General features: G+C 68.2%; 16 protein-coding genes. 15 read left to right on the forward strand and 1 reads right to left on the reverse strand.

Annotation, left to right across the window (positions count from 1 at the left end):
- Positions 1-8: 8 nt before the first annotated feature.
- From IG196_RS12340 to IG196_RS12355, 4 genes are read left to right on the forward strand one after another with little or no spacing between them, the layout of a single operon-like run.
- A complete protein-coding gene (locus IG196_RS12340; protein ID WP_192196386.1) occupies positions 9-737 on the forward strand; it encodes an aspartate/glutamate racemase family protein in 729 nt (242 codons plus the stop codon).
- A gap of 45 nt (positions 738-782) precedes the next feature.
- Positions 783-2,210: a dihydropyrimidinase gene (hydA, locus tag IG196_RS12345; RefSeq protein ID WP_192196387.1), complete on the forward strand. Its 1,428-nt coding sequence runs from the start codon at positions 783-785 to the stop codon at positions 2,208-2,210.
- A gap of 23 nt (positions 2,211-2,233) precedes the next feature.
- Entirely contained in the window at positions 2,234-2,995 is a 762-nt protein-coding gene (locus IG196_RS12350; RefSeq protein ID WP_192196388.1) for an aspartate/glutamate racemase family protein, read from the forward strand.
- 58 nt (positions 2,996-3,053) lie between these two features.
- Entirely contained in the window at positions 3,054-3,797 is a 744-nt protein-coding gene (locus IG196_RS12355; RefSeq protein ID WP_101493894.1) for a GntR family transcriptional regulator, read from the forward strand.
- 719 nt (positions 3,798-4,516) lie between these two features.
- On the opposite strand, the gene IG196_RS12360 is transcribed toward IG196_RS12355, so the two are convergent.
- Complete coding sequence (locus IG196_RS12360; protein ID WP_192196389.1) at positions 4,517-5,341, reverse strand: ferritin-like domain-containing protein; 825 nt, start codon at positions 5,339-5,341, stop codon at positions 4,517-4,519.
- A 261-nt stretch (positions 5,342-5,602) separates the two neighbouring features.
- Between IG196_RS12360 and alaS the strand changes: the two genes are divergently transcribed.
- The 11 genes from alaS (at position 5,603) to IG196_RS12415 (ending at position 18,188) form a co-directional block, all read left to right on the forward strand.
- Positions 5,603-8,227, forward strand: a complete 2,625-nt coding sequence (gene alaS / locus IG196_RS12365) for an alanine--tRNA ligase (RefSeq protein WP_192196390.1) — start codon at positions 5,603-5,605, stop codon at positions 8,225-8,227.
- Positions 8,228-8,259: 32 nt separating this feature from the next.
- Positions 8,260-9,276, forward strand: coding sequence for a 2-dehydropantoate 2-reductase (locus IG196_RS12370; protein ID WP_192196391.1), 1,017 nt, complete (start codon positions 8,260-8,262; stop codon positions 9,274-9,276).
- A gap of 40 nt (positions 9,277-9,316) precedes the next feature.
- Complete coding sequence (locus IG196_RS12375) at positions 9,317-9,847, forward strand: MolR family transcriptional regulator (protein WP_192196392.1); 531 nt, start codon at positions 9,317-9,319, stop codon at positions 9,845-9,847.
- A 134-nt stretch (positions 9,848-9,981) separates the two neighbouring features.
- Positions 9,982-11,241, forward strand: a complete 1,260-nt coding sequence (locus IG196_RS12380; RefSeq protein ID WP_192196393.1) for a D-amino acid dehydrogenase — start codon at positions 9,982-9,984, stop codon at positions 11,239-11,241.
- Positions 11,242-11,433: 192 nt separating this feature from the next.
- Positions 11,434-12,417 carry a Bug family tripartite tricarboxylate transporter substrate binding protein gene (locus IG196_RS12385; protein ID WP_192196394.1) on the forward strand — a complete coding sequence of 328 codons (984 nt, stop codon included), beginning with the start codon at positions 11,434-11,436 and terminating at the stop codon, positions 12,415-12,417.
- Positions 12,418-12,446: 29 nt separating this feature from the next.
- Positions 12,447-13,262 (forward strand): SDR family oxidoreductase, encoded by an 816-nt coding sequence (locus IG196_RS12390; protein WP_095947542.1) that lies wholly within the window; start codon positions 12,447-12,449, stop codon positions 13,260-13,262.
- 53 nt (positions 13,263-13,315) lie between these two features.
- Positions 13,316-13,879 (forward strand): cupin domain-containing protein, encoded by a 564-nt coding sequence (locus IG196_RS12395; RefSeq protein WP_225617016.1) that lies wholly within the window; start codon positions 13,316-13,318, stop codon positions 13,877-13,879.
- A 23-nt stretch (positions 13,880-13,902) separates the two neighbouring features.
- A complete protein-coding gene (locus IG196_RS12400) occupies positions 13,903-14,772 on the forward strand; it encodes an alpha/beta fold hydrolase (RefSeq protein ID WP_192196395.1) in 870 nt (289 codons plus the stop codon).
- A gap of 36 nt (positions 14,773-14,808) precedes the next feature.
- Positions 14,809-15,642, forward strand: a complete 834-nt coding sequence (locus tag IG196_RS12405) for an IclR family transcriptional regulator (RefSeq protein ID WP_192196396.1) — start codon at positions 14,809-14,811, stop codon at positions 15,640-15,642.
- A gap of 16 nt (positions 15,643-15,658) precedes the next feature.
- Positions 15,659-16,498, forward strand: a complete 840-nt coding sequence (locus tag IG196_RS12410; RefSeq protein WP_192196397.1) for an SDR family oxidoreductase — start codon at positions 15,659-15,661, stop codon at positions 16,496-16,498.
- Complete coding sequence (locus IG196_RS12415; RefSeq protein ID WP_192196398.1) at positions 16,491-18,188, forward strand: thiamine pyrophosphate-binding protein; 1,698 nt, start codon at positions 16,491-16,493, stop codon at positions 18,186-18,188. Before IG196_RS12410 ends, IG196_RS12415 begins: the two co-directional genes overlap by 8 nt.
- Positions 18,189-18,200: the final 12 nt, after the last annotated feature.

Genomic DNA, 18,200 nt, shown 5'->3' on the forward strand with positions numbered 1-18,200 from the left:
CGACTCCCATGACCCCTCGCAAACTCATCGGCGTGCTCACGCCTTCGTCGAACACCGCGCTCGAGCCGCTGACCAGCGCGATGGTCGCGGGCGTGCCCGGCGTCTCGGCGCATTTCTCGCGCTTCACCGTCACCGAGATCTCGATGCGTGACGCATCGCTGAACCAGTTCGACGACAGCAAGATCCTCGAGGCCGCGCGGCTGCTGGCCGACGCGCGCGTCGACACCATCTGCTGGAGCGGCACCTCGGCCAGCTGGCTCGGCTTCGAGAAAGACCAGGCGCTGTGCGCGCGCATCACCGAGGCAACGGGCATCCCGGCGACCACCTCGGTGCTGGCGCTCAACGAGCTGCTCGCCGCGCAGGGCGCGCGCACGCTGGGGCTGGTGTCGCCGTACGTCGACGACGTGCAGCAGCGCATCGTCGCCAACTACGCGGGCATCGGCATCGACTGCGTGGCCGAGCGGCACCTCGACCTCACGGTGAACTTCGCTTTCAGCGAGGTCGAGCCCGACACGCTGCGCCGCATGCTGCGCGAAGTGGCGCAGCAACGCCCCGACGCCATCACGATCATGTGCACCAACCTGAGCGGTGCGCAGCTGGTCGAGGAGATGGAGCGCGAGCTCGGCATTCCGATCTACGACTCGGTGGCCACCGTGGTCTGGCGCGCGCTGAAGACGGTCGGGGTCGAACCGAGCGCCGTGAAGGGCTGGGGCCGGCTGTTCGACGCGAAGGCCTGAGACCCATCCATCCCGCCAGACAGACAGAAAAAGCAAAGAAAGACCATGACCTTCCGCGACCTCGATCTCGTGGTGCGCAACGCCCGCGTTGCCACCGCCAGCGACACCTTCGATTCGGACATCGGCATCCGCGACGGCCGCATCGTGCAGCTCGGCCTTGGCCTGCCGCCCGGTCGGCAGGAGATCGACGCCGCCGGCCGCTACGTGACGCCGGGCGGCGTCGATGCCCACTGCCACCTCGACCAGCCGATGGAGCCGCCCGTGCGCATGGCCGACGACTTCGACACCGGCACCCGTGCCGCAGCCTGCGGCGGCACGACCACCGTGATCCCGTTCGCCGCGCAGCAGAAGGGCCAGTCGCTGCGCGCCGCCGTGCAGGACTACCACCAGCGCGCCGAGGGTCGCGCCCACGTCGACCACGCCTTCCACCTGATCGTGAGCGACCCGACTGAAGAAGTGCTCAAGCACGAGCTGCCGCAGCTCATCGCCGAGGGCTACACCTCGTTCAAGATATACATGACCTACGACGATCTGAAGCTGGACGACGGCCAGATCCTCGACGTGCTGTCGGTGGCAAGAGAGCAGGGCGCGATGGCCATGATCCACGCCGAGAACGCCGACTGCATCGAGTGGCTCACCAAGCGGCTCGAAGCCAACGGGCGCACGGCGCCGCGCTTTCATGCGCATTCGCGGCCGATGCTGGTGGAGCGCGAGGCGACGCATCGCGCCATTGCACTGTCGGAGCTGGTCGACGTGCCGATCATGATCGTGCACGTGTCGGGGCGCGAAGCCGTCGAGCAGATCCGCTGGGCGCGCGCACACGGCCTGAGCGTGTTTGCCGAAACGTGTCCGCAGTACCTGTTCCTGACAGCCGAAGACCTGGGCATCGACGACAGCTACCAGGGCGCGCGCTGCGTCTGCAGCCCGCCGCCGCGCAACCGCGAGAACCAGCAGGTGATCTGGAACGGGCTGTCGGATGGGCTCTTCACGATCTTCTCGTCGGACCATGCACCGTTCCGCTACGACGCGCCCGAGGGCAAGAAGCCCGGCGGCGAAGAGGTGGCGTTCCGCCACATCCCGAACGGCATTCCCGGCATCGAGACGCGGCTGCCGCTGCTGTTCTCGCACGGCGTGCTCGACGGGCGCATCACCATCAACAAGTTCGTCGAGCTGACGTCCACCAACCCGGCCAAGGCCTACGGGCTGCACCCGCGCAAGGGCACGATCGCCGTCGGCGCCGATGCCGACCTCGTGGTCTGGGGCGCCACGCCGCGCGCGATCCGCAACGCCGACCTGCACCACGACGTCGACTACACGCCCTATGAAGGCATCGAGGTGAAAGCCTGGCCGGCGCTGACGCTGGCACGTGGCGAGGTCGTGTGGGACGGCGAACGTTTCCATCCGCGCGCCGGACGCGGAGAATTCCTGCGCCGGGGCGAGCCCACCTTGCTGCCGAGCCGCCGACCGTCCTGAGCCTTTCGCCTGGAGACATTGCCATGAACCTGCTGCTGATCAACCCCAACACCTCGCAAAGCGTCTCCGACCTGATCGCGGCCGAAGCCCGGCGTGCGGCCGCGAGCGACACGCGCATCGAGGTGCTCACCGCGCCCTTCGGCGTGGCCTACATCGAGACCCGCTTCGAATCGCTGATCGGCGCGTACGCCGCCGCCACGCTCGCGGCGGAGCACCACATGCGGCACGACGCCATCGTGGTCGCGGCCTTCGGCGACCCCGGCATCGACGGTCTGCGCGAGGCGCTCGACATTCCCGTGGTCGGCCTCACCGAAGCGGCGTTGATGAGCGCGTGCCTGCTGGGCAAGCGCTTCTCGATCATCGCGATCTCGCGCCGCATCACGGCCTGGTACCGCGAGTGCGTGCAGGCCAACGGCCTCATCGACCGGCTCGCGAGCATCCGCAGCCTCGACGGCCCGCTCAAGGACATCGGCCATGTGCAGGACGACCACGGCCAGCGGCTGGAGGCCCTGTGCATGTCGGCCATCGAGGACGACGGCGCGGACGTGATCATCATTGCCGGCGCGCCGCTGGCGGGCCTGGCGCGCTCGATCAAGGACCGCATCCCGGTGCCGGTGGTCGACGGCGTGTCGAGCGCCGTGTGCCATGCGCAGACGCTCGTGTCGCTGGCGCCCGCGCCGGCGCGTCTGGGCAGTTTTGCACCGCCGCCGATCAAGCCGAACCAGGGGCTGCCCGAGGCGCTGGCGCGGCTGTTGGCGCGCGATGGCGCACGCGCGCCAGGCTGAGGCGGTGGGCCCCGTGGCGCACTGCAGCCTGGAGGGGGCGTCGATAGAATCGGCGCCGATGCCCACCAAAGCCCCAGCCCGCAAGACCAGCGCGAACGGCGCCGCTGGCGCCACCGGCACGACCGGTGCCCCCAACGCCCGTGAACACAGCGTCGACGAGATCGCCGAGAAAATCTCGGCCGCCATTCTGGAACACCGTCTCGCGCCGGGCACGAAGCTGGGCGAAGACCGGCTGGCCACGATCTTCGCGACCAGCCGCGCCAAGGTGCGCGAGGTGCTGGCCCGGCTGGCGCACGAACAGATCGTCGAGCTCGTGCCGCAACGCGGCGCCTTCGTCGCCAAGCCCACCATCGAGCAGGCACAAGATGTGTTCGAGGCCCGCCGCCTCATCGAACCCGGCGTGCTGCGCCGTTTGATCCGCACGCTCGACGACGCCAAGCGGGAGCGCCTGCAACGCCACATCGAACTCGAAGCCGACGCACGCCGCCGCGACGACAAGCGCGCCATCGTGCGGCTGTCGGGCGAGTTCCACGTGCTGCTGGCCGAGCTGGCCGGCAACTCGGCGCTGGCACGCTCGATGCGCGAGCTGTCGGTGCTGACCTGCCTGATCATCTCGCTGTACGACGCGCCCACGGCCACGAGCTGCCGCGCCGACGAGCACGAGGAAATCGTCGCCGCCGTGAACCGCGGCGATGCGGCGCGCGCCGAGAAGCTGATGCTGCATCACCTCGACCACATCGAGCAGAGCCTGAAGCTCGACGACAGCGCGGAAGAGGTCGATCTCGAAAGCGTGTTCAGCTGAAGAGGGCAACCCGGTCGACGCTCACTGCCTCGGCAGCAGATCTGGCGGGCTCGACGAGGCTGATGGCAGGCGGACGGTGCCAAAACTACGTCGCCGATCGCCTCGGCGCGTTCTGAATGGCCGCCAGGACTGTGGCGAAAACGCCGAGAAAAATATTTCCCCGGGTTTTTTACCTCCGCTGCCTCTTTCGCAGGCACCGTGTTGCAGGCCCCGCCAGGCAACGGTTTCGCGCGCTGCACACAAGGTTTTCCACAACATTGTCCCCATCGGATTGGGAAAACCCGTCATTTCGATGTGGTAGCGCGATGGGCGGGCCGCGGCAGGCAAAAAAATACCCGCCGAAGCGGGTATCTCGAGGGGCCCCCGAAGGGGCGCGCTCTAAGGCAAACAGAGAGCTCTTCTTTTGCGGCCCTGTTGCGTGACAGCAGGTGCATCCTCGGTGAGGACACGCGCTCAGCATGTCAGCTGAAAAATGTCGTAACCGTAGGACAAGTTAAAAAGTGTGAAGAATTTGGCAGTTTTTCGAACTTGCGTGGATGCCTCCGATCCGCACGATCGTGCAGAACTGTCGGTGTTGTCTGACAACCCCGGGGCGGCGCTGGCCCTAAATTTTGCGGACTCGCTTCCAGTGCGGGTTCTCTGTGCGTGACAGCAATCCAGAGATTCAGCCCAGCAGCGTGCTGGGTTTTTTTTGCCTGTTTTTCGGCATTTTTGGCCCTTCAGCGCAGGAAGACGTGCTCCATGAACTGCCGGATCGGGTACTGGATCACCGTCTGCACCGGGGGCGGCAGCTCCAGCGGGCGCATCAGCATCTTGAGCGCGGCGCCGGGGCTCAGGTGGGTGCGGATGGTGCTGTTCATGCGTGCGCTCAGCTGCTGCACGTAGGCCGCGTCGTTCGCCCGGTGCGGGGCGCGGGCCTGCACCACGTGGCGGATGGCGCAGTCGGCGTCTTCGCTCTTCAGCTCCAGCGTGCGTCGGCCGATGGTGCCCATCACGCGGAAGCGGTTCAGCCGCTCTTGCGCCCGATAGCGGCGGAAGAACCGATAGAAGTGCTTGTAGTGGTTGACCTCGTCGGTCGCGATGCGCGCGGCCAGGTCGCGCAGCACCGGCTCGGTGGTGCTGCGGGCCATGGCGCGGTAGTAGGTGGCGGTGCCGGTCTCGACCACGCAGCGGGCGGTCATTTCGAGGGCGCGGGTCGGGGCCAGCAACTCGACCTTGCAGTAAGTGGCGTACTCCGCAAGAAAGCCGCGGTAGGCGGTGTCCCAGTCGAACTCGGGCCACACGTGGCGCACGTAGGCGCGCAGGGCCTGGCCGTGCTGCAGCTCTTCCTGCTCCCAGTGGTTCGACAGCCACTCGGTGACCTCGTCGTCGCCCTGAAAGAAATCGACCAGGTTCTGGGTGTACAGGTCGGAGCCGCTCTCGATGAAGGAGGCCGACGCCACCAGGTAGAAGAGGTTTTCGTCCGTGCGCACCTGGTCGCGTGCGATGCGGGAGAAATCGAGGTCTTCGATCTTCCAGTGAGGTGCTGAGGCCTGACCCGCCATGCGTGCTCCTTGATTCATGGTTGCCGATGAAAACAGGGAAGAAACAGGCTGCAGCCGGGGAGGGCGCGCGCCGCTTCAGCCGTCCATATTAGCCCCGGCTTTCGGATCGCGTGCGCGCAAGGCCCGGGGCGGGCCCGGGCACCATGCGCAAACCTATAATCGATTGTTCAAGCAAATCAAGCAGTTAGGCCGGTTCAACGCAGTGGTTTCGACGCAGGGTCGCCATCGCCAGGCCGCCCTGACGGCAGACGAAATCCAAAGATGAGCCAGCCCACATTCACGGTCGCGGACATCCGCAAGACCTTTCTCGATTTCTTCGCCTCCAAGGGCCACACGGTGGTGCCTTCGAGCTCGCTGGTGCCGGGCAACGACCCGACGCTCATGTTCACGAACTCGGGCATGGTCCAGTTCAAGGACGTGTTCCTCGGCGAAGACAAGCGCCCCTACGTGCGCGCCGCCTCGGTGCAGGCCTGCCTGCGTGCCGGCGGCAAGCACAACGACCTCGAGAACGTGGGCTACACCGCGCGCCACCACACCTTCTTCGAGATGCTGGGCAACTGGAGCTTCGGCGACTACTTCAAGCGCGATTCGCTGAAGTGGGCCTTCGAGCTGCTGACCCAGGTCTACAAGCTGCCGGCCGAAAAACTCTGGGCCACCGTCTACATCGAGGACGACGAGGCCTACGACATCTGGACGAAAGAAATCGGCCTGCCGCCCGAGCGAGTCGTGCGCATCGGCGACAACAAGGGCGGGCGCTACATGTCCGACAACTTCTGGATGATGGCCGACACGGGCCCCTGCGGCCCGTGCTCCGAAATCTTCTTCGACCACGGCCCCGAGATCGCCGGCGGCCCGCCCGGCTCGCCCGATGAAGACGGCGACCGCTACATCGAGATCTGGAACAACGTGTTCATGCAGTTCGACATGCAGCCCGACGGCTCGGTGAAGAAACTGCCCGCACCCTGCGTCGACACCGGCATGGGCCTGGAGCGCCTGGCGGCGATCCTGCAGCACGTGCACAGCAACTACGAAATCGACATCTTCGACGCGCTCATCAAGGCCGCCGGCCGTGAAACGGGTGAGAAAGACCTGTCGAACAACTCGCTGCGCGTGATCGCCGACCACATCCGTGCCACCTCGTTCCTGGTGGCCGACGGCGTCATCCCGTCGAACGAAGGCCGCGGCTACGTGCAGCGCCGCATCATTCGCCGCGCCATCCGCCACGGCTACAAGCTGGGCCAGAAGAAGCCCTTCTTCCACAAGCTGCTGCCCGACCTCGTGAAGTTGATGGGCGATGCGTACCCCAAGCTGGTGGCCGACGAGAAGCACATCACCCAGACGTTGAAGGCTGAGGAAGAACGCTTCTTCGAGACCCTGGCGATCGGCATGGAAATCCTCGACGCGGCGCTGGCCGGCGATGCCAAGGTGCTGCCGGGCGACGTCGCCTTCAAGCTGCACGACACCTACGGCTTCCCGCTCGACCTGTCGGCCGACGTGTGCCGTGAGCGCGGCCTGAGCGTCGACGAAGCGGGCTTTCACGCCGCGATGGAAAAGCAGAAGGCCGCGGGCCGTGCGGCGGGCAAGTTCAAGATGGACCGCAACGTTGAATACGCCGGCGCGGGCAACACCTTCACCGGCTACGACCACCTGGAAGCCAACGCCCAGGTCGTCGCGCTGTACCTCGAAGGCGTGGCCGTCAATGAACTGAAGGAAGGCCAGAGCGGCATCGTGGTGCTCGACACCACGCCGTTCTATTCGGAGAGCGGCGGCCAGGTCGGCGACCAGGGCGTGCTCGTGGCCGAAGGCGTGCAGTTCGGCGTCGACGACACGCAGAAGATCAAGGCCGACGTGTTCGGCCACCACGGCACGCAGACCCAGGGCACGCTGAAGGTCGGCGACGCGGTCAAGGCCGCGGTCGACACCGCGCGCCGCGCCGCCACCATGCGCAACCACTCGGTCACCCACCTGATGCACAAGGCTTTGCGCGAAGTGCTGGGCGACCATGTGCAGCAGAAGGGCTCGCTGGTCGATGCCGACAAGACGCGCTTCGACTTCGCGCACAACGCACCCGTCACGCGCGATCAGATTCTCGAGATCGAAAAGCGTGTCAACGCCGAGATCCTGGACAACGCGCCCACGCAGGCCCGCGTGATGGACCTCGAGTCGGCCCAGAAGACCGGCGCCATGATGCTGTTCGGCGAGAAGTACGGCGAGACCGTGCGCGTGCTCGACATCGGCACCAGCCGCGAACTGTGCGGCGGCACCCACGTGGGCCGCACGGGCGACATCGGCCTGTTCAAGATCGTCAGCGAAGGCGGCGTGGCTGCCGGCGTGCGCCGCATCGAAGCGGTCACCGGTGCCAATGCGCTGTCGTACCTGCAAGACCTTGAATCGACCGTGCACAGCGTGGCCGCCACGCTCAAGTCGCCGGCCGCCGAGCTGCAGGGCCGCCTCTCGCAGGTGCTCGAGCAGGTCAAGACGCTCGAACGCGAAGTGGGCGCGCTCAAGGGCAAGCTCGCATCGTCCAAGGGTGACGAACTCATCGCGCAGGCGGTGGACGTCAACGGCATCAAGGTGCTCGCGGCCAAGCTGGACGGCGCCGACGCCAAGACGCTGCGCGACACCATGGACAAGCTGAAGGACAAGCTGAAAACCGCCGCCATCGTGCTGGCCGCCGTCGACGGCGACAAGGTGCAGATCGCAGCCGGTGTCACGGCCGACAGCATCGGCAAGGTCAAGGCCGGCGAGCTGGTCAACTTCGTGGCCCAGCAGGTCGGTGGCAAGGGCGGCGGCAAGCCCGACATGGCCATGGCCGGCGGCACCGATGCCGCGGGCCTGCCGGCTGCGCTGCAATCGGTGCAGGCCTGGGTCGCCCAACGTACCTGAGATCGTCTCGCTCACTCCTCACACAGCACTTCATGTCCGACACGATCCCCGGTGAAGTGCTCGTGATGGGGGCGGGCACCATCGGCTGTTTCATCGGCGGCAGCCTTGCGGCGGCGGGCGTGCCCGTCACCTTCGTCGGCCGTCCGCGCGTGCTCGACAAGCTCGCGCGCCACGGCCTCACGCTCACCGACCTCGACGGCGCCAAACACAAGCTGGCGGCACCCACGCTGCGCCTGTGCGAGCAGGTGCCGGTGGGCGCGCGGCCTGCGCTGGTGCTGCTGTGCGTGAAGAGCGGCGCCACGGCCGAGGCGGCGCGCGAACTGGCCTTTGCGCTGCCGGCCGGCACCACGGTCGTCTCGCTGCAGAACGGCATCTCGAACTGCGCTGCGGCGGGGCAGGCCGGCCCGTCGCTCAACATCCGCGCCGGCATGGTGCCGTACAACGTGGCGGAGATCGACGACGGCGCCTTCCACCGCGGCACGCCCGGCCGTCTGGCCGCGGAAGACGACCCTGCGCTGCGCGACTGGCTGTCCGTGTTCGAGCGCGCCGGTGTGCCGCTCGACCTGCATGCCGACCTGCTGCCCGTGCAGTGGGGCAAGCTGCTGCTCAATCTCAACAACCCGGTCAATGCGCTGTCGGGCCTGCCGCTGCGCGACGAGCTCATGCAGCGCGGCTACCGCCGCTGCTTCGCGGCGCTCATCGACGAAACGCTGGACGTGCTGCGCACGGGCGGCATCGTGCCCGCGCAGGTGGCGGCCGTGCCGGCGCGGCGGTTGCCGGGCCTGCTGCGCTTGCCCGACTGGCTGTTTCGCATCGTCGCAGCGCGCATGCTGCGCATCGACGCCAAGGCGCGCTCCAGCATGGCCGACGACCTGGCATTGGGCCGTCGCACCGAGATCGACGCGCTCAGCGGCGAGGTGGTGCGGCTCGCGCAAGAGCACGGCTTGAGTGCACCGCGCAACGCGCGCATGGTCGCGCTGCTTGAGGCCTGGCCGCAACAGCCGAAGCGCTGGACGGCACGTCAATTGCAGGACGCCCTGGGCCTTTAGGGCCTGTTCATCCGCACCTTCATTCCCCCGGAGCCACTCGATGCCCCACCATTTCGACGACCCCGAAGAAGGCCTTGCCCGCGAGACCAGTCACCCGCGCTTCGTGGCGCTCGCCACCGACGATTTTTACTACGACCTGGCCGATGACTTCAGCCCCTTCGGCAGCGACGACGGCAGCGATACGCTCTCGTTGCTCGAAGACTGGTATCGCGACGGCGGCAAGAACGGCAAGGTCGCGAGCTTCCTCAAGGAGATGCTCGCCGACTGGGACTTCGGCGTGCCGAAATCCATGCACCGAGTCGATGCCGACGTGCGCGAGAAATGGCTGGCAAAGGAAGACATGCACGAGACCTACCTGCAGTCCGAATGCCGCGCGCGCGTCGCGACGGCCTTCGGGCAGCTCAAGATCACGGGCGAGGTCGATCCTGCGATGCGCGACGAGGCACTGGCCGCCATTGCATGCCAGCTGGCGCTGAACGAGCGTGCCCGCACGCACCATCCCGCCTGGCCGCACGCCGACGAGAACGAGGCGCGCCTGACCTCGATGCGGGCCGTGTTGAGCGCCCTCTGACGCGCGGCATCGGTCCAACTGCCGTCCCCTTCGGGTGAGACCGTAGACGCGCAAGACCAACGAGATGTTGTGCGCACCGGGTCGCTGACCCTGTACCCTCGGCCCATGGCGGCTTTCAAGAGGGAGGGGTTGTCATGCAGGTCCTGATTCTCGGCAGCGGTGTCATCGGCACCTCGGTGGCGTACTACCTGGCGCGCGCCGGGCACACGGTGACGGTGCTGGAGCGCCAGCCGGCGCCCGCGCTCGAAACCAGCTTCGGCAATGCGGGCGAAGTGTCGCCCGGCTACTCGGCGCCGTGGGCCGGGCCCGGCGTGCCGGTCAAGGCGATCAAGTGGATGCTCATGCAGCACAGCCCGCTGGTCATCAAGCCGATGCTCGATCCGGCCATGTGGCGCTGGGGCTTGTCGATGCTGCGCAACTGTACGCAGGCGCGCTACGAACTCAACAAGGGCCGCATGGTGCGGCTCGCCGAATACAGCCGCGACTGCCTGAAGACGCTGCGCGCCGACACGGGCATCCGCTACGACGAGCGCATGCAGGGCACGCTCCAGCTCTTTCGCACGCAGGCGCAGCTCGACGGCACCGCGAAGGATGTCGAGGTATTGAAAGCGTCCGGCGTGCCGTACCAGGTGCTCGACCGCGACGGCTGCGTTGTGTATGAGCCCGCGCTCGGCGCCGTGAAAGACAAGTTCGTCGGCGGCCTGCGCCTGCCGGGCGACGAGACCGGCGATTGCTTCAAGTTCACGCAGGCACTCGCCAAGCTGGCCGAAGCCGAGGGCGTGCAATTCCGCTTCGGCGTGAACATCCAGTCCATCGAACACGAAGCGGGGAAGGGCGTGACCGGGGTGCGCACCGACCAGGGCCATTTCACCGCCGACCGCTACGTGGTCGCGCTCGGCAGCTATTCGCCCGCGCTGGTGCGGCCGCTGGGCATCGACCTGCCGGTGTACCCGGTCAAGGGCTTCTCGATCACCGTGCCCATCACCGATGCGAGCGGCGCGCCCGAATCGACCGTGATGGACGAAACCTTCAAGGTCGCCGTCACGCGCCTGGGCGATCGCATCCGCGTGGGCGGCACGGCGCAGCTCTCGGGCTTTGACCTCGCGCTCGATGCGCGGCGGCGCGACACGCTCGAGCACGTCGTGACCGACCTGTTCCCACGCGGCGGTTCGGTGCGCGACGCCTCCTTCTGGACCGGCCTGCGGCCCATGACGCCCGACGGCACGCCGGTGATCGGCGCCACCCGCGTGCCCAACCTGCTGCTGAGCACGGGCCACGGCACGCTCGGCTGGACCATGGCCGCCGGCACCGGGCGCGTGATGGCCGACCTGATCGGGGGCAGGGCGCCCGAGATCGACATGGAAGGCCTGACCGTCGCGCGCTACGGCGGGTAGCCAAACCCCGCTCCCACCCTCGAAGGGCGGCCCGAAAAGGCCGCCCTTTTTCGTGGGGCGTACACGCCCGGTTGCACGTCGGCTAGGGTTTTTACCTAGTCATGAAGTTGTCTTCCTCGGTATTCTCGCGGTGTTCCATTAATAAATCGTTGTTTCTTTAGTGAAACAAGCCACCGATTCCACGGACCCTCGATGACACACACTCGCCGCCTCGCCATCGCCGCTGCCGTCTCCCTGGCCGCCGCTTGCGCTTCCGGATTCGCCTGGGCAGACACCTACCCCAGCAAGCCGATCACGCTGGTCGTTGCCTATCCGGCGGGTGGCGACACCGACGCCCTGGCGCGCCTGTACGCCGAGAAGCTCTCGGCCCGCGTCGGCCAGCCCGTGGTGGTCGACAACCGCCCCGGCGCCAGCGGCATCATCGGCAGCGCCTTCGTGTCGAAGGCCGCGCCCGACGGCTACACGCTGCTGCTCGCGCCCAGCACCTTCTCGATCGCGCAGCTGGTGCTCAAGACCGGCAGCGCCTCCGGCTATGACGTGCTCAACGGCTTCACGCCGATCGTGCAGACCGGCAATCTGCCGCTCTTCCTCGTGGCCAGCGGCGCCAAGGGCTACACCGGCCTGAAGGACGCGGTGGCCGCGGCCAAGGGCGGCAAGTCGCTGAGCTACGCCAGCCCGGGCAGCGGTTCGCCGATGCACATCCTGGGCGAGATGTTCGCCCGCGCCTCGGGCACCAGCCTGGCGCACGTGCCGTACAAGGGCGTCGCGCCCGCCGTCAACGACGTGCTCGGCGGCCACGTGCCGGTGACCTTCATCACGCTCGGCCCCGTGGCGCCCTACATGCCCAACGGCAAGATGGTTCCGCTGGCCGTGGCCTCGCGCGAGCGTTCGCCGCTCGCCCCCAAGGTGCCGACCTTCGCCGAGCTGGGCTACAAGGACGTCGAGCTGACCGCCTGGAACGGCCTGTGGGGCCCGCGCAACCTGTCGCCCGAAATCGTGAAGACGCTCAACGGCCACTTCAACGAAATCCTGAAGATGCCCGACATCGTGTCGCGCATGGCCGTGCTGGGCACCACCCCCGTGGGGGGCGACGCCGACGTGCTCGCCAAGACCAACGCCGCCGACTTCGCGCGCTTCGGCAAGGTCATCAAGGAACTCGGCATCCAGGCCGACTGAACTTAACCCAACCCGACGTGATGCCCGCCATGACCGACCTCAAAGCCATCGCCGATCCCTCCAGCCTGCAGTCGCTGCTGGCCGAGATGCCCGCCAACCTGCTGGCCGGCCGCCGCGTGCTCGTGACCGGCGGCGCGCGCGGGCTGGGCCTGGCGTTCGCGCAGTGCGTGGCTGCGGCGGGTGCGAGCGTGGTGCTGGCCGACATCCTCGGCGAGCTGGCCGAAACCGAAGCCCAGGCGCTGCGCGATGCCGGTCGCACGGCGCACGCGCTGGCGATCGACCTGTCGGACCCGGCCTCCATCGAGGCGGGCGCCGCTGAGGCGGTGCGCCTGCTGGGTGGCCTGGACGGCCTGGTCAACAACGCCGCCATCACCAACTCGGGCGGGCGCGACGCGCACCAGCTCGAGATCGACATGTGGGACCGCGTGATGAACGTCAACGTGCGCGGCAGCTGGCTCATGGGCCGCGCCTGCCGCCCCGCGCTGGCGGCCAGCGGCCGTGGCGCCATCGTCAACCTCGCGTCGGACACGGCGCTGTGGGGCGCGCCCAACCTGCTGGCCTATGCATCGAGCAAGGGCGCCGTCATTTCCATGACGCGTTCGCTGGCGCGCGAATGGGGCGGCGACAACATCACGGTGAACGCCGTGGCGCCCGGCCTCACGCTGGTCGAGGCCACCGAGTACGTGCCGATGGCGCGCCACCAGAAATACCTCGAAGGCCGCGCCATTCCGCGCGAGCAGCAGGCGGCCGACGTCTGCGGCGCCACCGTGTTCCTGCTGTCCGGCCTGGCGCGCTTCGTCACCGGCCAGCTGCTCGCCGTCAACGGTGGCTTCGCGATGCACTGAGCGAATCAGTAAGCGCATCACTGAACGAATTTTCCCGACCAAGGAGTACACCCATGAGCGATTTGTCCGAACAGCAAAAGATCAACAGCAACACCGCCGCTGCCGAAGTCGGCAGCACCCTGGTGCAGCCCGAGGGCAGCAGCCTGGCCGAGTGGATGAACACCCGCATCGCGCGCTACGAAACCCGCACGTACGACTGGGACGCGCTGAAGTTCCAGGCCGACTTCGACCCCAAGTTCCGCCGCGCGCAGATGCGCTACGTGGGCACCGGCGGCACCGGTGTCGCGGCCGACACCAACACCGTGCCTTCGGAAAACTTCACCTTCTCGACGATGGTGATCCCGGCCGGCCACGAAGGCCCGCCGCACCTGCACACCGACGTGGAAGAAGTGTTCTTCCTCATCCGCGGCAAGCTCAAGGTCGTCATCGAGAAGGACGGCGAGCGCTTCGAAACCATCATGACCGACCGCGACCTGATCTCGGTGCCACCCGGCGTGTACCGCGAAGAAATCAACATCGGCGACGAAGACGCGCTGATGTGCGTGATGCTCGGCGCACAGAAGCCGATCAAGCCGACGTACCCGGCCGACCATCCGCTGGCCAAGATCAAGCGCTGAGCGAACGAGCGAGCGAACAGGCCATGGGCACCATCGACATCTCCGCGCAGACCCTGCCGGCTTCCGAGCTGGCGCGGCTCGACGCACGCTTTCCGGCCCGCGACGTCGCGGTCGGCGGCGGCGCGGTGGTGTCGGTGCGCGAATGCGGACAGGGCCCGGTGATCGTGTGCCTGCATGGCATCGGCTCGGGCGCGGCCTCGTGGCTCGACACCGCGGCGCTGCTGGCGCCGCAGGCCTGCCTCATCGCGTGGGACGCACCGGGCTACGGCCGCTCGACGCCGCTGGCCTCGGCTGCGCCGACCGCCGCCGACTACGCCGCACGCTTGGGCGAATTGCTCGACGCGCTCTCGATCCGCTCCTGCGTGCTCGTCGGCCATTCGCTGGGTGCCATCACCGCCGCATCGGCTGCGCGCAGCGAGTCGAGCGCCAGTGCGCGCATCCGCCGCCTCGTGCTCGTGAGCCCCGCCATCGGCTACGGCGCCCCCGAGCGCATCGACGCCCGCGCCAAGGTGCGCGCCGAACGCCTGGCCACGCTCGACGACCTCGGCATTGCCGGCATGGCCGCCCAACGCGCGGGCCGGCTCGTGTCCGACGGTGCCAGCGAGCACGCCCGCCAGTGGGTGCGCTGGAACATGGCGCGCCTGAACGACCACGGCTACCGCCAGGCCGTCGAGCTGCTGTGCAACGCCGACCTGCTGGCCGACCTGCCGCCCCCGATGCCCGTGCGCGTGGCCTGCGGTGCGCTCGACGTCGTCACGCCGCCGGCCGCCTGCGAAGAAGTCGCGCGGCGCTGCGGCGTGCCCCTCGAATTGGTGGACGATGCGGGTCACGCCGGCTATGTGGAACAACCGCAGGCCGTCGCCACCTTGCTGCGCGAATCGCTCGCCGGCTGACCCGACACGAACAAGAGAACCGAGAGGAATTCCGACATGGCCACCGACAACGAAGTGATGGAAGAGGGCGCAGACCGCTACAACGTGCCCGCGCTGGAGCGCGGCCTGCGCGTGCTGTGCGAGTTCAGCCGCGAGAGCCGCACGCTCTCCGCGCCTGAGCTGGCACGCCGCTTCGACCTGCCGCGCTCGACCGTCTTCCGCCTGCTCACCACGCTGGAGAACATGGGTTTCCTCGAGCGCGCCGAGGGCGGCCGCGACTACCGCCTGGGCCTGGCCGTGCTGCGCCTGGGCTTCGAATACCTGGCCTCGCTGGAACTCACGCAACTGGGCACGCCGCTGCTCAACCGCCTGTGCGACGAGCTGCGCACGCCCTGCAACCTGGTGGTGCGCGATGGCCGCTCGATCGTCTACGTTGCCAAGGTGGCACCGGCCACGCCGTTTGCCAGCTCGGTCACGGTGGGCACGCGCCTGCCGGCCCACGCCACGGTGCTGGGCCGCATCCTGCTCGAAGACCTCACGCTGCCGCAGCTGCGCGCGCTGTACCCCGAAGACAAGCTCGAGACCTTCTCGCCGAGCACGCCCAAGACCGTGAACGAACTGTTCGACATGGTGCAGGCCGACCGCCAGCGCGGCTATGTGCTGGGCGAGGGCTTCTTCGAATCGAACATCTCGACCATCGCCGCACCGGTGCGCGACCACAGCGGCCACATCGTGGCGGCGCTGGGCGCCACCATCACCTCGGGCCACATCGACGAGAACCGCATGGACGAGATGGTGCTGCGCGTGCGCGGCACGGCCGACGAGATCTCGGGCCTGCTCAATTACTCGCCTGCACGCACCGCCAAGGTGGTTCCGCTGCGCAGCGCCTGACACGCTTTTTTTGATCATGACGACCTCCGCCCCTTCTCCCTCTTTCTTCGCCGCCGACGCACTGGCCGGCCGCGTGGCCGTGGTCACGGGCGGGTCGTCGGGCATCGGCCTGGCCACGGTCGAGCTGCTGCTCGGCTGCGGCGCCGCCGTGGCGCTGTGTGGCCGCAACGCCGAACGGCTCGATGCCGCCGTGGCTGGCCTGCGCGCCCAGTACCCCGACGCGAAGCTGTTCGCACAGACCTGCGACGTGCGCGACGCCGCCTCGGTGCGCGCCTTCGCCGCCGCCAGCGAGGCCGCGCTCGGCCCGGCGTCGATGCTGGTCAACAACGCAGGGCAGGGGCGTGTGTCCACGTTCGCCGACACCGACGACGCGGCCTGGATGGAAGAGCTGCACCTGAAGTTCTTCTCGGTCATCCACCCCACGCGCGCCTTCCTGCCGCAGCTCGCCGCGCAACGCGCGCTGCTGGGTGATGCCGCCATCGTCTGCGCCAACTCGCTGCTCGCGCGCCAGCCCGAGCCGCACATGGTCGCCACCTCGGCCGCGCGCGCCGGCCTCTTGAACCTCGTGCGCTCCATGGCCACCGAGTTCGCGCCGCAGGGCGTGCGCGTCAACGGCATCCTGATCGGCCTGGTCGAGTCGGGCCAGTGGCGCCGCCGCTTCGAGGCGCGCGAAGACAAGTCGCAGGACTGGGCCGACTGGAGCCGCCAGCTCGCCACCACCAAACACATCCCGCTGGGTCGCCTGGGGCTTCCGACCGAAGCCGCGCGCGCGATTCTTTTCCTTGCTTCACCGCTCGCGTCGTACACGACCGGCAGCCACATCGATATTTCCGGAGGCCATTCCCGCCATGCATAACCCCAACAACACCGTCACGGTCGGCGCCGTCGTCGCTGCCTTCCTCGAGCAGTGCGGCGTCAAGGCAGCCTTCGGCGTCATCTCGATCCACAACATGCCGATCCTCGATGCCTTCGCGCAGCGCGGCACGGTGCGCTTCATCTCGGCGCGCGGCGAAGCCGGCGCGGGCAACATGGCCGATGCCTATGCACGCTCCACCGCCAGCCTGGGCGTGTGCATCACCAGCACCGGCCCGGCCGCGGGCAACATCGCCGGCAGCATGGTCGAGGCACTGACGGCCGGCGCGCCGCTGTTGCACATCACGGGCCAGATCGAAACGCCGTACCTGGACAAGGGCATGTCGTACATCCACGAAGCGCCCGACCAGCTCACCATGCTCAAGGCCGTGTCGAAGGCCGCGCTGCGCGTGCGCAGCGTCGAGACGGTGCTCGGCACGCTCAAGCGCGCGGTGCAGCTCGCCATGACGGCGCCGACCGGCCCGGTCAGCGTGGAGATTCCGATCGACATCCAGTCGGCGCTCACGACCATGCCGGCCGACCTGTCGCCGCTGCCCATCGAGCGCCCCGTGCCTTCGGCCGCCGGCCTCGATGCACTGGCCGCGCGCCTGGCCACCGCCAAGCGCCCGCTGCTGTGGGTCGGCGGCGGTGCCCGCCATGCCCGCTCGGCCATCCAGCGCCTGCAGAAGCTGGGCTTCGGCGTGGTCACGACCACGCAAGGTCGCGGCACGGTGCCAGAAGACGATGCCGGCTCGCTCGGCGCCTACAACATCCAGAAGCCCGTCGAGGCCTTCTATCAGACCTGCGACGCGATGCTGGTGGTCGGTTCGCGCCTGCGCGGCAACGAGACGCTCAAGTACGAACTGAAGCTGCCGCGCACGCTGTACCGCATCGACGCCGATGCCGCTGCCGAAGGCCGCTGCTATGCGTCCGAAGCCTTTGTCTGCGGCGATTCCGCGCTGGCCCTCGACGGCCTGGCCGACCGCCTCGAAGCCGCGAAGTACAAGGCCGACCCGCAGTTGCTGGTCGACCTGCGCGCCGCGCACGACCAGGCCGTGGCCACCCTGCGCGACGGCCTCGGCCCGTACGCCGAACTCGTGCGCCAGCTGCAGTCGGTGGCCGGCCGCCAGTTCAACTGGGTGCGCGACGTCACGGTGTCGAACAGCACCTGGGGCAACCGCGAGCTGCGCGTGTTCGAACCCAGCGCCGGCGTGCACGCCACGGGCGGCGGCATCGGCCAGGGCATGCCCATGGCCATCGGCGCGGCCATCGGCGCGGCGGTGACGGGCTCGGGCCGCAAGACCTTCTGCCTGGCCGGCGACGGCGGCTTCATCCTGAACCTGGGCGAGCTGGCCTGCATGGTGCAGGAGAAGGCGCCCATGGTCATCATGCTCATGAACGACAAGAGCTACGGCGTCATCAAGAACATCCAGGACGCACAGTACGGCGGACGCCAGTGCTACGCCGAGCTGCACACGCCCGACTACGACCTGCTGTGCCAGTCGATCGCGCTGCCGCATGCCCGCGTGAAAGACCTGGCCGACCTGCCGGCGCATCTGGACAAGGCGCTCGCCGCCAACGGCCCGTTCCTGCTGGAAATCGACATGCTGTCGATCGGCGGTTTCAAGACCACCTTCGCCGGCCCGCCGACCAACACGGTCACGCAGATTCCCGCGCTCGGCGCGGCCCAGTGAGCGAACGCGGAG

This window comes from Variovorax sp. 38R, from assembly GCF_014843395.1.
Classification (GTDB): Bacteria; Pseudomonadota; Gammaproteobacteria; order Burkholderiales; family Burkholderiaceae_C; genus Variovorax; species Variovorax paradoxus_H.